The organism is Arthrobacter burdickii (genome assembly GCF_030433645.1).
GTDB classification, from domain to species: domain Bacteria; phylum Actinomycetota; class Actinomycetes; order Actinomycetales; family Micrococcaceae; genus Arthrobacter_D; species Arthrobacter_D burdickii.
Map to the genome: position 1 here is coordinate 282,654 of NZ_JAROCG010000001.1, position 13,477 is coordinate 296,130.

The window sequence follows — 13,477 nt, forward strand, 5'->3', positions numbered from 1 at the left end:
GCCCATCCCGGAGAGGATTTCGAAACATTGTCGGAAACTGAAGTTCGAACGAGGGCCACGCTGGCGTCCGTCGCAGCTCTCGCCGGAGTGTCCACTCCGACGGTGTCGAAGGTGATCAACGGCCGGGAGGATGTTGCCCCGGCCACCAGGAAACGGGTCCTGGAAGCACTCCGGACGTCCGAGTATCAGCCGCCCGGTCAGCGCCTCGCCCTCGCGCCTCCGGCGTCCACGCTGATCGACGTCGCCGTGGACAGCGTGGCGACGGCGTACTACTCGGAGGTGATGGACGGGATCCTCGAGTGCGCGGAGCTGCACGGCGCCGAGGTCGTACTGTCCAAGACGGGCCTCACGCATCTTCCTGCCGGTGAGCGGGCCGAGAAGATGCAGGCGTCGGGCCGCCGCGGCCTGCTCCTCGTCACGTCCCGCTGGTCCCCGCGGGAGATCAAGGAAGTGAAGAAGCGAGGCATCGCCGTGGTGCTCATCGATCCCATCAATCCACCCGGACCGGGCGTGGCGAGCGTGGGTGCCACGAACTGGGCCGGAGGGAAGGCCGCCACGGAGCATCTGCTGGGCCTCGGCCATACCCGCATTGCGTTCATCGGCGGACCTGCCAGCGCCGAATGCAGCCAGGACCGCGAGCACGGCTATGTCGCCGCCCTCCTCGAACGCGGTATCCGGATCTCGGAGGACTACGTCCTGGCGGGCAGCTTCGACTCGGAGACCGGGCGGCGCAGCCTGGTCCAGCTCCTCGCCCTGGACCACCCGCCGCACGCCATCTTCGCGGCCTCCGACAGCATCGCCGTGGGTGTGCTCGCCGAGGCGCACGCACTGGGCATCTCGGTCCCCGGCGAACTGAGCGTGGTGGGCTTCGACGGGACCTACATCAGCGAACAGACCTCACCGCAGCTCACCACCGTTGCGCAGCCCCTGCGGGAGATGGGCCGGACGGCGGTCCGGGCGCTGCTCCGTGAGATGGACGGCGAGAAGCCGGACGTGACCCGTGTCGAGCTGGCCACGCAGCTGGTCGTCCGCTCATCGACGGCGCCGGCGGCTCCCTAGTTCAGCCTGGGGGCCCTGTACCGGTGGAAGGGATGCGCGGCCGACGTGCAGCCGGGTGACCGGCGCTACCGCACCCCGGTACGACGACGGCGGTCGTTGCCCGAGCGCAGGTCCCGGTTCAGGCGGCGGTCGCCGTGGTACAGGATCGACTCCCAGTCGGCCTCCTCGGCCGTCTTCTCGATGACCCGTGACGTCTCGACCCTCCTGGTCCGTGGCGCCACGTACAGCCAGTTCAGGACGCCGAGCCACATGTCGACCATCGAGTTCTTGATCCCGATGTACGCGCGGATGGCGCCGGCCGCGAGCACCGCATTGAGCCCGGCGAACACGGCGTTGCCCCAGTTCTGCTCCATCAAATCACGGACCAGGGTGAGCAGCGAGAATGCCACGATCGCGTACGGGATCACCACGTAGAGGCCCGGTGCCGCGGTGCGGTCCTTGACCTTCGGCGTGCGGACGAACGGGATCTTCTCCCCCGTGAACGCCTGCTGGATGGACTTCAGCACGCCAGCGAGGTTGACCGGCAGCAGCACGAGGTTGAAGCCGTAGATCCGGAAGATGTCCGAGAAGCGGTGCCCGCAGTCACGGAGGTCGCTGCCCATGGCCAAGAAGTACGGTGCCGCGGCCAGGAAGACGACGGGGCTCAGGAGCCTGCTGTCGTAGGGGTATGCCAGGAGGAACAGCAGCCCGAAGCTCGCCCAGGCGATCGATGCCATGTAGTTGACCCGCAGCAGGACCTCGCGGGCGAGGACCGGTTCGCGGAGGTGGCGGCGCCGTCGTAGCTGGTTCCACAGCTTCGGCAGGATCAGCAGGCCGCCGTTGGCCCAGCGCCGCCGCTGCACCACGAGCGATCCGAAGTCGGGCGGCGTGGCGCTGTAGCTGAGGCGCTCCGGGTAGTTCATGAGCGTCCAGCCGTGCGTGCCGAGGTCCACGCTGGACTCGGTGTCCTGACCTCTACCCGGAGTGGAACCCCAAGAAGGTGTACGAGCGGGGCGACCGCATCCTCGTCGAGGGTCGCGTGTACGAGGCGAAGTGGTGGAGCCAGAGCGACAGCCCGGAGGCCGCAGTGCAGGGCTCGGACGCGTCCCCCTGGCAGAAACTCGACGACGCAGCGCTGCTCAAGATCATCGAGGAGAAAGCGAAGTCCTGAGCAGGCCGGTCCCGGGCGGAGCGGCAGCAGGACCGGAGGTCAGCCCACCTCGGGCACCAGCACCGTCACTCCCGCTGCCGCGAGTGCCGCCGCGAGCCCGGGTTCGGGAGCCTTGTCGGTGAGGAGGAAATCGGCACCCTCCAGCGGCACGATCTGCGCGAACAGGCGGCGGTCGAGCTTGGTCGAGTCCGCGAGGATGGCGGTACGTTCTGCCCGGCGGATCATGTCGGCCATCATCGTCGCGTCACCGAGGTTCGATGTGGAGTAGCCGGACGCGTCCACGGCACCGACCGCGATGAGCGCGATGTCGCAGCGGATCTCCACCTCGGACGTGCTCGCATTCATCCTGAGGGTTACGGGGCCCGTGGTCGCCTGGGTCAGCGTACGCACGGCTCCGCCGAACATGTAGAGGTCACGGAACACCGCCGGTGAGATCTCCGCCGGAATGCGCAGGTTGTTCGTGGCGATGGTCAGATTGCGGTGGTTCCGTAGGGCCCGTGCTACGGCGAGGCTCGTCGTGCCGGCATTCATCATGAGAACCGATCCGTCCGCCACCAGCTCGACGGCCAACTGGGCTATTGCCTCCTTCTCCGCGGTCTGCATGCTGAGCCGCACGTCGATCTCCCGGTCACGCCCTGCCCGTTCGGTGGCGCTGACGGCCCCTCCGTGGGTCCGGATCAGGACGTTCTCGCGGTCGAGCTGGTCGAGGTCACGTCGGATCGTGTCGATGGACACGTTGAAGTGGGCGGCGAGGTCCGCGACCGTCACCCGTCCCACTTCGTCGACATAAGCCGCGAGGTCGGCCTTCCGCCCCGCGGGGAGCTGGCGGACGCGCTGCAGTTCTTGCGATGTCATGCCTTCATCTGTAACACACGGACTTCCCGCATGCAGTAAAAACGGCAGGAAGCTGCAAGTTCTTGCGATCAATCAGCGCTCACGGATGACATTCGTGCTTCTTTGCGCGTCTTCTCTTCCCCAAACCCTTGACGACCTTCTGTGGCGGAGCGCACAATCGTGGAGAAAGCGGCAAGAAAGAGCACAATCCAGCGAAATATCGCACAATCTCAACGAGGAGACCTGATGTCCACCCATCGGCGCATGCGTTCCCGCGCAACCCTGCTCACCGGCATCGCAACCACAGCAGTCTCGATCGTGGCACTCACGGGCTGCGGTTCGGGCGGGTCCGGCTCCGAGGAGGCCGGAGGTGATGTCACCATCGAGTTCGCTCAGTGGTGGGAGCCAGAACTTCCCGACGGCGAGTTCCGCGCCTTGATCGACAAGTTCGAGGAAGCCAATCCCGAGATCACGGTCGACCTCGTCAGCGGCCCCTATGCCTCCACCAAGGAGCAGCTCTTTGCGGGAGCCGCCTCCGGGACGATGCCGGACGTCGTCGGCCTGGACGGAGCCTGGGTCAGCGACTTCGCTGACCAGGGCGTCATCGCCGATCTGACTCCCCTGCTGGACGATGCCGGCTTCGATGACAGCCAACTCGTGAGCCAGGTCAAGGTCGAGGACAAGACCTACATGGTTCCGGTCGTGAACTTCGTCTATCCCATGTTCACGAATGACGACCTGCTGTCCCAGGCGGGCGTGGCTGCACCCCCTGAGACCCGCAGCGACTTCGCCGATGCAGCCAAGAAGGTCTCCGACCTCGACGGTGACGCCTCCGGCTGGGTACTCCCCCTCTCCCTCGAAGCACCCAATGGCGTGCAGAACGATGTCATGTCCTGGGCCTGGGCCTCCGGCGGCACCATGCTCAAGGACGGCCAGCCGGACCTCACGAACGACGACGTCACCTCCGCCGTCGAGTTCATCGGCGGGCTCTGGGACGACGGCGTGATCGCTCCCGGCAGCTTCACCATGAAGGAGCAGGACAAGGTTGAGGAGTTCACCAACGGTCGCGTCGGCATGATGATCGACTCCCTCGCGCACATCAACCTGATCCGCGAGACCAATCCGGACCTCAACTTCTCCATCTCGGCCGTCCCGGCCGAGGACGACTACACGGGCGAGCGGGGCATCCCCTACGCCTCCTGGGGTATCGGCGTCGCCGAGAACTCCGAGCACAAGGACGCGGCCGCGAAACTGGTCTCGTTCCTCATGAGCGAGGAGACCAACTCCGACCTCTCGACCATGGCGAATGCCTTCCCCGGCAACACCGAATCGGTCCCCGAGTTCGTCGAGGACGACGATCTGTTCAAGAAGGCGTTCGAGATCTACCAGGCGGGCTACCCGGCCAACGAGTTCGTCGGCCTTCCCGTGGCGGAGGAACTGATGCGCCAGCTCGGCGCCCAGCTGCAGTCCGCTTTCGACGGACAGCAGTCCCTTTCCGAGGCGCTCCAGAAGGCGCAGACGGAATGGGAAGGCGAGTTCTAGGTCCTTCCCCCGAACCGGATCGGGCACCGCTGCCCCCACGCGGTGCCCGATCCCCCACAAAGGTCACCCCATGAGCCTCCGTACCGTCACCCCGCCCGACCCCGAGACCCTCCTCCAGGGAGCACCGCACCGGAAGCGCCGCCAGCTGCGTCGCGCCGGCGAGTCCTACGGATTCCTTGCCCCCACCCTGATCCTGCTGTTCGTCCTCATGATCGTGCCGATCGTGATGGTCATCGGCTACTCCTTCCAGGACAACGTGATCCTAAAAAAGTCCTCCGAGTTCACCGGGACGGCGAACTACGTCACCGTGCTGACGGACCCGGCGTTCTGGAAGGCGACCGGCAACACCGTCTTCTTCTCCACCGTCAGTGTCGCCGTCCATTTGGTCCTCGGCCTCACCTTCGCGATGCTGCTCAACAGCCCGCTGATCAGCGTGACGTCCCGGGCCGTGTTCCGGGCCCTGTACGTCCTCCCGTGGCTGTTCACGGCGGCCGTCATCGCCGTGCTGTGGCGCATGCTTCTCTCCCCCAACGGGATCGTGAACTTCCTACTGAACACCGACGTGGAGTGGCTCGCCGATCCGCAGCTCGCGCTCGGCACGGTGACCTTCATCAACATCTGGGCCGGCTACCCGTTCTTCATGGTCAGCCTCCTGGCGGGCCTGCAGGGCATCCCGCAGGACCTGCACGAGGCGGCGAGCATCGACGGCGCCAGCCAAGTACAGCGCTTCTGGAACGTCACCATCCCCCAGCTCCGCCCCATCATCATCAGCCTCCTGCTGCTCGACCTCATCTGGACCTCCCAGCAGTTCGCCCTCATCTGGCTGACCACCGGCGGCGGGCCGATCGACGTCACCGAGATGCTCAGCACCTACACCTACAAGCTCGCCTTCGCCAACTACGACTTCTCACTCGCCGCGACCGCCGCGGTGCTGATCCTGCTGATGTCGCTGGTCCTGGCTGTCCTCTACGTCCGCCACCAGAAAGCAAGGGATTGACATGGCGATGACCACGCAACGCCGCACCCTCCTGGCGAAGTCCGGCGTCCTGGCGGGCCTGATCCTCGGGGCCGTGTTCGCCGCGGGCCCCGTGCTCTGGATGCTGTCCAGCTCGTTCAAATCCAACACCGAGATCTTCGAGCTCCCGCCCCGGCTGCTCACGAACTCGTTCTCGTTCGACGCCTACGCCGCGATCCTGACGAACTCCGAGACGCTGCGGTTCTTCTTCAACAGCTACCTGGTCGCCGGCGCGGTGACCATCCTGACGCTGCTGGTCGCGATCCACGCCGCCTACGCATTCAGCCGGTTCGAGTTCCGTGGCAAAAGGGTTCTGAACGTCGTCATCATCAGTGTCCAGGCCGTCCCGCCGATCACGCTGCTGATCCCGTACTTCGGGCTCGTCGTCGGGCTCGGGCTCTACAACACCTACCCCGGACTCATCCTCACCTACATGGTGTTCACGCTGCCCTACGCGATCATCATGATGACCGGCTATATGAACACCCTGCCCCGGGAGCTCGACGAGGCCGTCCGTGTCGACGGCGCAGGTTCGCTCACCGCGCTCTGGCGGGTCCTCGTTCCCATCTCGGTGCCGGGCATCGTCTCGGTTGGCATCTATACCTTCATGATCGCGTGGAACGAGTACCTCTTCGCACTCACCCTCACCCGCACCACAGAGATGCGCACCGTGCCCATCGGGATCCAGCTGCTCATGGGGCAGCACTCCTACGAGTGGAACCAGATCATGGCGATGAGCATCCTCGGTTCCATCCCGGTGCTGATCCTCTTCCTGGTCCTCCAGCGGTTCTTCATCACCGGCCTGACCGCCGGCGCCGTCAAGAGCTAACCACCGAACCACCTTCCGTACGTCATCTAATCAAGGAGAATCACAGTGCTGTACACCGGTAAGTCCATCCTCGACATCGCCAACGAACACAACTTCGCCATCCCCGCCTTCAACATCAGCGACTGGGCCATGTTCAACGGCGTCATGGACATCAGTGAGGAGAAGGAGGCTCCGGTCATCATCGCCATCCACCCGGACGAGGTCTCCCACATCACCACCGACCTGATCGCCGCGATGCGCAGCCGCGCCCACCGCTCGAGCGTCCCCGTCGCCATTCACTGGGACCACGGTGGAACATTCGAGCAGATGATCACCGCCATCCAGGCGGGCTTCACGTCTGTCATGATCGACGCGTCCCTGCTGCCCTTCGACGAGAACGTCGCGCTGACCCGCAAGGTCGTCGAGGCGGCGCACGCCGTCGGTATCCAGGTGGAGGGTGAGCTCGGCACCATCGGCGCCAATGACAGCTACGGGGAGTCCGGTGCCGCCGAGATCATCTACACCAACACCGACGACGCCGTCCGCTTCGTGAAGGAGACCGGTGTGGACAGCCTTGCGATCGCCATCGGCACCTCGCACGGTCTGTACCCGGCAGAGAAGAACCCCGAGCTGCGCCACGACCTCCTCGAGGAGATCAAGGCTGCCGTCCGCATTCCCCTCGTGCTGCACGGCGGCTCCGCGAATCCCGACAGCGAGCTGGCACGAGCCGTGAGCCTGGGCATCAACAAGATCAACATCTCGAGCGACATCAAGGTCTCCTACCACAACGCCATGCGGAAGATCCTCGGGACCGACGAGCGCCTGCGCGAGCCGAATGCCATCCAGCCCGAGGCCATCGCGGCCCTGAAGGTCACCGCTGCGGAGAAGATCGAGCTGTTCGGTGCGGATGGAAAGGCCAAACTGTACTGAGAACTGCGACCACGTGACGGCTGAGGGAAAGGGAATCGGCGCCATGGGAACCACGCTCGTGCTGGGGCTCGGCGGGACCGTCGACTACGAGGTTCACTGGGACGCGGCGGTCATCGAATCGCTGGCCTCGCGGTTCGGTATCCGGCGGGTGGAGCTCACCACCATGGCACCGATCGTCGACGAGCGGTCGCTGGTGGTGACCATCCTCGGCTTCGTCAGGGACGGCGCCGGCGGCGAGCGGTTCGTGGTCTCCTCGGAGGTGGTCAAGGAGTTCTCCGAACGCTTCGCCACCGAGATCACGCTCGGCGGGACCGGGGTGCGGGCGGGCATCGCGCTCGACCGCCTGGGGATCCCGAGCGTCCAGCATCTCGTGAGCATCGACGACAACGTGCGCCGGCTTCTGCCGGCGTCGATGTCCTACGTCAGTTCGGCGACCGAGGACACCCTCGATCCGCACCTGATCGTGCAGTATCCGGCCGGGACGACCATCCGGCTCGACGACGGCGAGATCGTGTCGCCGTCGTCGAACCGGCTGATCTTCGCGAACGATCCCCCGAACCGCAACATGGCGATCACGCCGGAACTGGGCGACGCGCTCGTCGACGCCGCGGCCCTGCTGGTCTCGGGCTTCAACACCATGCAGGACGAGGACCTCCTGGAACGGCGCCTCATCGAGCTCGACGCGGTGATGGAGCACCTGCCGTCCGCCGCGCTCGTGTACTACGAGGATGCGGGCTTCTACGTGCGGCGGTTCGCCGAGCGGATCTGGTCGCACCTGCTGCCGCGCATCGACGTGTACGGCATGAACGAGGACGAACTGCAGGAGTACGTGGCGCGGCCCGTCGATCTGCTGGATCCCGCCGACGTCGCCTCGGCCCTCCGCGAGGTACACCGCCTCATCCCGGTGCCGGCGCTCCTCGTGCACACCCAGCACTGGGCCGTCATGCTCGGGACCGCGGCGGAGCGGCACCGGGAGGCGCTGGAGAGTGCCGTGCAGATGGCGGCCACCCGCTACCGGCTGGGCGACGCGTTCCTCGCCGCGGACTTCGAGGCCACCCGGGACCTGCCGCGCAGCACGGGCGGCGGAGCCGTGGCCAGCGGCGTCGAGCGGTTGATCCCGGGGGCGGTGGGCGTTCCGGCCTTTCGCATCGAGACGGCGTCGCCGACCACTATCGGGCTCGGCGACAGCTTCGTGGGCGGCTTCCTGGCCGTCTACGCGCCGGTTCGGCAGCCGCAGCCATGATCGAACGGCTGCCCTCGAACCGACCGCCGGAGCGTTTCTACCGTGGCGGGGCGCGGATCTCCGCCTTCCGCAACGAGCCGGCCGCGGCCGACTTCGAGCCGGAGGACTGGATCGGCTCGACGACCACGATCTTCGGTGAGGAGCAGCTCGGCCTCACCAGACTGGCGGACGGCACGCTCCTGCGCGACGCCGTGGCGCAGGATCCCGAGTCCTGGCTCGGCGCGGAGCACGCGGCCCGCTGGGGCAGCGACGTCCGGCTGCTGGTGAAACTGCTCGACGCCGGCCAGCGCCTGCCCGTGCACGCGCATCCCGACGATGCCTTCGCCGCCCGGCATCTCGGGCACCGCCACGGCAAGGCCGAGGCCTGGTACATCCTGCAGGGCGGCACCGTCCACCTCGGCCTCACACGGGACGTGAGCCACGCCGAGCTGGCATCCCTCGTCGAGGCACAGGACGTCGATGTGCTGCTCGGACTCCTGCACGAGGTCGACGTCTCACCGGGAGACGTGGTGTGGGTGCCGCCGGGCGTGCTGCACGCTATCGGCGCCGGCGTGCTGCTGCTGGAACTGCAGCAGCCCGAGGACCTCTCGATCCTGCTGGAGTGGCGGGACTTCGCGCTCGACGGCGCTGCCGACGGCCACCTGGGCCTCGGTTTCGACGTGGCCCTGACGGCCGTGCAGCGGACGGCCGTGGCCCGCGAAGCGCTCCCGGGCCTCGTGCGGACGGCGCCGCCCACGGGATCGGTGTTCCCGCCCGACGTCGACGCCTTCTTCCGCCTCGAGCGCGTACCCGTCGAGGGACACGTGTCCCTCGATCCCGGCTTCGCGGTACTGGTCGTCAGCGAGGGCTCGATCCAGCTCGCCGGCCAGTCCGCTCCCCGCGGCAGTACCTGGCTGATCCCGGCGGGCGCCGGAGACATCGTCCTCGACGGCGGCGGTGAAGTCCTGGTGGCACGGCCGCCGGCCGCCTGAGCCGGAACGAACCGGCGCCCGGCCACCAGCTGGCGACCGGGCGCCGTCGTCGGTGCGGCAGCTACTTGGCGGTTCCTGCCGTCGAGCTCGTGGCCCCCTCGACCTGGGGGTCTTCGCCCCGGTCCTGCGACTCGGTGGCGGTGGCCGGCCCGTTCCGCACCTCGTCGCGGTCGTCCCTGTCGCCGTCGCCCCGGGTCTTGAGCAAACTCGCGACGGTGGCGACGGCGACCGTCGCGGCGATGAACAGCAGCGAGAACCAGATGGGGATCTCGGGCACCCAGAGCAGGGGCTCGCCGCCGTTGATGAAGGACAGCTCGTTGACGTGCAGGGCGTGGAAGACGAGCTTCACGCCGATGAACCCGAGGATGACGGCGAGTCCCTGCGCCAGGTACACCAGGCGTTCGAGCAGTCCGCCGATGAGGAAGAACAGCTGGCGCAGGCCCATCAGCGCGAACGCGTTGGCTGTGAAGACGATGTACGCCTCACTGGTCAGGCCGTAGATCGCGGGGATGGAGTCGACGGCGAAGATGAGGTCCACGAAGCCGATCGCGATGATGGTGAGCAGCATCGGCGTGACGAAGCGCTTGCCGCCCTTGGTCACGGTGAGCCTGTCCCGGTGGTACTCATCGGTGACGGGAAGCACGCGGCGGACGAGCTGCATGAATTTGCCATCAGCAGGGTTGGAGTCGTGGCTGCCGAACGCCTGCTTGTAGGCCAGGACGAGCAGCAGGGCGCCGAAGATGTAGAAGACCCAGGAGAAGTTCTCGATCAGGCCGGCTCCGATGGCGATGAACCCGCCGCGGAGGATCAGGGCGATGATGATGCCGATCATCAGCACCTTCTGCTGGTACTTCTTCGGGACGGCGAAGCCCGTCATCACGATGAGGAACACGAAGAGGTTGTCGATCGACAGGGCCTTCTCGGTGAGGTAGCCGGCGAAGTACTCGCCGCCGAACGTCCAGCCCGACATCACTCCGATGCCGACGCCGAACAGCAGGGCGAGGCCGATGTAGAAGGCGGACCAGCGGGCCGATTCGGCGATGGTCGGTTCGTGGGGTTTGCGCACGTGCGCGAAGAACTCGTAGACGAAGAAGAGGATCGTCACGGCGATGGTGATCAACCAGATCAGAGGTGTGACCTGCATGAGGGGTGCTCCCAAGGGTAGGCGTCGGACAGATACGCCAAGGTCTCCTCCGCCCGGTCGGAACCGGAACCGATGGCCCGGGATGCTTCAGTGCATCCGTATTGACGGGCCGATCACAGACGGGAGTACTCCCCTTGATACACAGAGCGTAACGCATGGGCGCCCTGATCGATTCCCGTGGTGCTGCCCGACCCGAGGTGGCCGACGCCGTCATGCGCGTCTGCCCGCCTCCGAGGTGTCGGAGGATGCTCCGTCGAGCGGATGGCTAGGCTGGGCGGATGGCGACAGTAATTCTCGTGCGGCACGGCCGCACCACAGCGAATGCTTCCGGACTGCTGGCCGGACGGGCCGACGGCGTCAGCCTCGACGAGATCGGGCGCGACCAGGCGGCTGCGACCGGTGACCGGCTCGCGGCCGTGCCCGTCGTCGGCGTGGTGTCGAGTCCCCTCGAGCGCTGTCGGCAAACTGCCCAGTTCATCCTCGATCGCCAGGCCAGCACTCCGCACGCGCCGCTCGATCCCGACCTCACGGAGTGCGATTACGGCCAGTGGCAGGGCCGCACGCTCAGTGATCTCGCGACCGAGGCCCTCTGGCCGGTGGTGCAGTCGCAACCGTCCGCCGTCATCTTTCCCGGTGGTGAATCCATGGCCGGGATGCAGGCCCGGTCGGTGGCCGCGATCCGACGCCACGATGCAGCCTTCGAAGCCGAGCACGGGCCGGGGGCCGTGTGGGTGGCGGTGAGTCACGGCGACATCATCAAGTCCATCCTCGCCGACGCGCTCGGCATGCACCTCGACCTGTTCCAGCGCATCACCGTGGGCCCGGCCTCCGTGTCGATCGTGCGCTACGGCACGAGCCGACCGAGTGTCTACGCGACCAACACCGACGCGGGAGATCTCTCGTGGCTGTCGAACAACGCCGCCTCCGATGATGCCCCGGTGGGCGGTGGCGCAGGACACGAGGCACGCGGGACCTCGGGAGCCTAAAGTAGTCCCATGCCTACAACTGTTCACGAGTTTGCCTGGCCTGATCGGGTCGTCGTCGGCACCATCGGCGTTCCGGGCGCGCGCACGTTCTACCTGCAGGTACGCACAGGGAAACAGATCGTGAGTATCGCGATGGAGAAGCAGCAGTCGGCCCAGCTCGCCGAGAAGATCGACGAGATCCTGGACCAGCTCATCACCCTTGAAGGCAACCCCTTCAGCGTTCCCACGACCACCCCCATCGAACTCGTTGACAACGACCAGCTCGAGGCCGTCCAGGAACAGTTCCGGACCGGCGTCATGAGCCTGGGGTGGGACCCGACGACGGCCCAGATCGTCATCGAGGCCTACCCGATCACCGAGGTCGATGACGACGAGGACGAGGATGCGTTGCTGCACGACGACGCCGACGCGCCCGAGATGCTGCGGGTCCGCATGCCGGTCGGCACTGCCCGCGCCTTCGCCAAGCGCGCCCGCGAGGTCGTGGGCGCCGGGCGTCCGATCTGCCCGCTCTGCGGTTACCCCATCGACGCCGACGGGCACATCTGCACCCTTCCCGAGGTCTGATGCCGGCGCCCGACCTGGTGACCGCCGAGCTGACGCTCACCGGCCGCATCACGACGGCGTCGAACGCCACCTTCCTGGGGAGCATCGGCGGCGCGGTCGTCGTCTACAAGCCGATAGCCGGCGAGAAACCGCTGTGGGACTTCCCCGATGGCACCCTCGCCCAACGGGAAGTGGCTGCCTACCTCGTCTCGGAGGTCTTCGGCTGGAACATCGTGCCGCAGACCTGGCTGCGCGATGGTCCGTTCGGTGAGGGAATGGTGCAGCTCTGGCAGGAGACGGACCCCGACCAGAATGCGGTGGACCTGGTTGCGACCGACGACGTGCCGGAGGCCGGCTGGAAACAGGTCCTCGAGGGGCGGGACGACACCGGCCGCGTGATCGCCCTCATTCACGAGGACTCCCCCGCGCTGAGGCGCATGGCGGTGTTCGACGTCGTCGTCAACAACGCCGACCGCAAGGGCAATCACATTCTTGCCATGAGCGACGGACACCGGCACGGTGTGGACCATGGGCTCACATTCCACAGTGACCACAAGCTACGAACGGTGCTGTGGGGGTGGCTGGGAGATTCACTGACCGCCGAGGAACTCGACGGCATCGATCGTGTCAGCGACGAATTGAACGGTGAGCTGGGCCGGACCCTGGCGGACCTGCTCACCGCTGAGGAAATCAGTGCGCTCGCCGCACGCTGCACCCGGTTGCGCTCGGCCGGGCAGTTCCCGGCTCCGAATGGTGAGATGTCGGCGGTCCCCTGGCCGCTGTTCTGAGGGAACTGCACCCTGGTCCGGAGCGGCATGTCATCCGTTCAAAGATCGCGCAGCCCGAGGCCCTGGTCATCGAGGCAGGGTGATCGTTTTCCCGCCGGGGCGCCGATGGACCGGAGGCAGGTGCAGGCGGGTCCCTTGACCATCGGCAGGGTCATCCAGGCAAAGCGCTCCATCTTGTTGTAGCTGCCGAAGTCCAGGGTAGCCCGTCGAGTTTCGCAGCCGCTGGAGTGGTTCAGTCTTTCTTGAAGGCGTCCTTGACCTTCTCGGCAGCCTGCTTGAGGTCGCCCTTGACCTGATCGCTCTGGCCCTCGGCTTTCAGGTTCTCATCGCCGGTCACGTGGCCGGCGGCTTCCTTCCCCTGGCCGCCGAGCTTCTGCGCGGCATTACTGATCTTGTCGTCCAGTCCCATGATGTTCTCCTTGCGGTTGACTTCGATGGTCTTGCGGTCGGCTCGGGCCGATGCC

13 protein-coding genes and 2 pseudogenes are annotated in these 13,477 nt (G+C 66.6%); 11 read left to right on the plus strand and 4 right to left on the minus strand.

The genetic code is table 11. The features are described from left to right. Window positions 1-27 precede the first annotated feature (27 nt). A complete protein-coding gene (locus tag P5G52_RS01265) occupies window positions 28-1,059 on the plus strand; it encodes a LacI family DNA-binding transcriptional regulator (protein ID WP_301224176.1) in 1,032 nt (343 codons plus the stop codon). Window positions 1,060-1,124: 65 nt separating this feature from the next. Here the strand turns inward: P5G52_RS01265 and P5G52_RS01270 are convergent. Continuing rightward, window positions 1,125-2,009 (minus strand): annotated as a pseudogene (locus tag P5G52_RS01270) (glycosyltransferase family 2 protein); the annotation flags it as partial. 23 nt (window positions 2,010-2,032) lie between these two features. Between P5G52_RS01270 and P5G52_RS01275 the strand changes: the two are divergent. Continuing rightward, window positions 2,033-2,209 (plus strand): annotated as a pseudogene (locus P5G52_RS01275) (carbohydrate-binding protein); the annotation flags it as partial. 39 nt (window positions 2,210-2,248) lie between these two features. Here the strand turns inward: P5G52_RS01275 and P5G52_RS01280 are convergent. Next, the gene (locus P5G52_RS01280; RefSeq protein WP_301224178.1) at window positions 2,249-3,064 is read right to left on the minus strand and encodes a DeoR/GlpR family DNA-binding transcription regulator; all 816 of its coding nucleotides are present in this window, start codon (window positions 3,062-3,064) and stop codon (window positions 2,249-2,251) included. A 225-nt stretch (window positions 3,065-3,289) separates the two neighbouring features. Between P5G52_RS01280 and P5G52_RS01285 the strand changes: the two genes are divergently transcribed. From P5G52_RS01285 to P5G52_RS01310, 6 genes are all read left to right on the plus strand, one after another. Then, window positions 3,290-4,585 carry an ABC transporter substrate-binding protein gene (locus P5G52_RS01285; protein ID WP_301224179.1) on the plus strand — a complete coding sequence of 432 codons (1,296 nt, stop codon included), beginning with the start codon at window positions 3,290-3,292 and terminating at the stop codon, window positions 4,583-4,585. Window positions 4,586-4,655: 70 nt separating this feature from the next. Next, window positions 4,656-5,582, plus strand: coding sequence for a carbohydrate ABC transporter permease (locus P5G52_RS01290; protein WP_301224180.1), 927 nt, complete (start codon window positions 4,656-4,658; stop codon window positions 5,580-5,582). A gap of 1 nt (window position 5,583) precedes the next feature. After that, window positions 5,584-6,429: a carbohydrate ABC transporter permease gene (locus P5G52_RS01295; RefSeq protein WP_301224181.1), complete on the plus strand. Its 846-nt coding sequence runs from the start codon at window positions 5,584-5,586 to the stop codon at window positions 6,427-6,429. 45 nt (window positions 6,430-6,474) lie between these two features. Further along, window positions 6,475-7,338: a ketose-bisphosphate aldolase gene (locus tag P5G52_RS01300; protein WP_301224182.1), complete on the plus strand. Its 864-nt coding sequence runs from the start codon at window positions 6,475-6,477 to the stop codon at window positions 7,336-7,338. 43 nt (window positions 7,339-7,381) lie between these two features. Further along, a complete protein-coding gene (locus P5G52_RS01305) occupies window positions 7,382-8,581 on the plus strand; it encodes an ADP-dependent glucokinase/phosphofructokinase (RefSeq protein WP_301224183.1) in 1,200 nt (399 codons plus the stop codon). Further along, window positions 8,578-9,552: a class I mannose-6-phosphate isomerase gene (locus P5G52_RS01310; RefSeq protein WP_301224184.1), complete on the plus strand. Its 975-nt coding sequence runs from the start codon at window positions 8,578-8,580 to the stop codon at window positions 9,550-9,552. Before P5G52_RS01305 ends, P5G52_RS01310 begins: the two co-directional genes overlap by 4 nt. Before the next feature lie 61 nt (window positions 9,553-9,613). Here P5G52_RS01310 and P5G52_RS01315 read toward each other — a convergent pair whose 3' ends face one another. Beyond that, window positions 9,614-10,696: a TerC family protein gene (locus tag P5G52_RS01315; RefSeq protein WP_301224185.1), complete on the minus strand. Its 1,083-nt coding sequence runs from the start codon at window positions 10,694-10,696 to the stop codon at window positions 9,614-9,616. A 278-nt stretch (window positions 10,697-10,974) separates the two neighbouring features. On the opposite strand from P5G52_RS01315, the gene P5G52_RS01320 reads away from it, so the two are divergent. Genes P5G52_RS01320 through P5G52_RS01330 form a run of 3 tightly spaced genes read left to right on the plus strand, consistent with a single transcriptional unit; the run spans window position 10,975 to window position 13,013 of the window. Then, window positions 10,975-11,682: a histidine phosphatase family protein gene (locus tag P5G52_RS01320; RefSeq protein ID WP_301224186.1), complete on the plus strand. Its 708-nt coding sequence runs from the start codon at window positions 10,975-10,977 to the stop codon at window positions 11,680-11,682. A gap of 9 nt (window positions 11,683-11,691) precedes the next feature. Beyond that, a complete protein-coding gene (locus tag P5G52_RS01325) occupies window positions 11,692-12,246 on the plus strand; it encodes a DUF3090 domain-containing protein (protein WP_301224187.1) in 555 nt (184 codons plus the stop codon). Continuing rightward, complete coding sequence (locus P5G52_RS01330; RefSeq protein WP_301224188.1) at window positions 12,246-13,013, plus strand: SCO1664 family protein; 768 nt, start codon at window positions 12,246-12,248, stop codon at window positions 13,011-13,013. Before P5G52_RS01325 ends, P5G52_RS01330 begins: the two co-directional genes overlap by 1 nt. Window positions 13,014-13,245: 232 nt before the next feature. Here P5G52_RS01330 and P5G52_RS01335 read toward each other — a convergent pair whose 3' ends face one another. Continuing rightward, entirely contained in the window at window positions 13,246-13,422 is a 177-nt protein-coding gene (locus tag P5G52_RS01335; protein WP_301224189.1) for a CsbD family protein, read from the minus strand. Between the last annotated feature and the right edge of the window lie 55 nt (window positions 13,423-13,477).

Excerpts from the sequence above, each read along its gene's own strand:
- P5G52_RS01280 (WP_301224178.1), bottom strand. The coding sequence starts at position 3,064 with ATGACATCGCAAGAACTGCAGCGCGTCCGCCAGCTCCCCGCGGGGCGG.
- P5G52_RS01285 (WP_301224179.1), top strand. The coding sequence starts at position 3,290 with ATGTCCACCCATCGGCGCATGCGTTCCCGCGCAACCCTGCTCACCGGC.
- P5G52_RS01290 (WP_301224180.1), top strand. The coding sequence starts at position 4,656 with ATGAGCCTCCGTACCGTCACCCCGCCCGACCCCGAGACCCTCCTCCAG.
- P5G52_RS01295 (WP_301224181.1), top strand. The coding sequence starts at position 5,584 with ATGGCGATGACCACGCAACGCCGCACCCTCCTGGCGAAGTCCGGCGTC.
- P5G52_RS01305 (WP_301224183.1), top strand. The coding sequence starts at position 7,382 with ATGGGAACCACGCTCGTGCTGGGGCTCGGCGGGACCGTCGACTACGAG.
- P5G52_RS01310 (WP_301224184.1), top strand. The coding sequence starts at position 8,578 with ATGATCGAACGGCTGCCCTCGAACCGACCGCCGGAGCGTTTCTACCGT.
- P5G52_RS01315 (WP_301224185.1), bottom strand. The coding sequence starts at position 10,696 with ATGCAGGTCACACCTCTGATCTGGTTGATCACCATCGCCGTGACGATC.
- P5G52_RS01320 (WP_301224186.1), top strand. The coding sequence starts at position 10,975 with ATGGCGACAGTAATTCTCGTGCGGCACGGCCGCACCACAGCGAATGCT.
- P5G52_RS01325 (WP_301224187.1), top strand. The coding sequence starts at position 11,692 with ATGCCTACAACTGTTCACGAGTTTGCCTGGCCTGATCGGGTCGTCGTC.
- P5G52_RS01330 (WP_301224188.1), top strand. The coding sequence starts at position 12,246 with ATGCCGGCGCCCGACCTGGTGACCGCCGAGCTGACGCTCACCGGCCGC.
- P5G52_RS01335 (WP_301224189.1), bottom strand. The coding sequence starts at position 13,422 with ATGGGACTGGACGACAAGATCAGTAATGCCGCGCAGAAGCTCGGCGGC.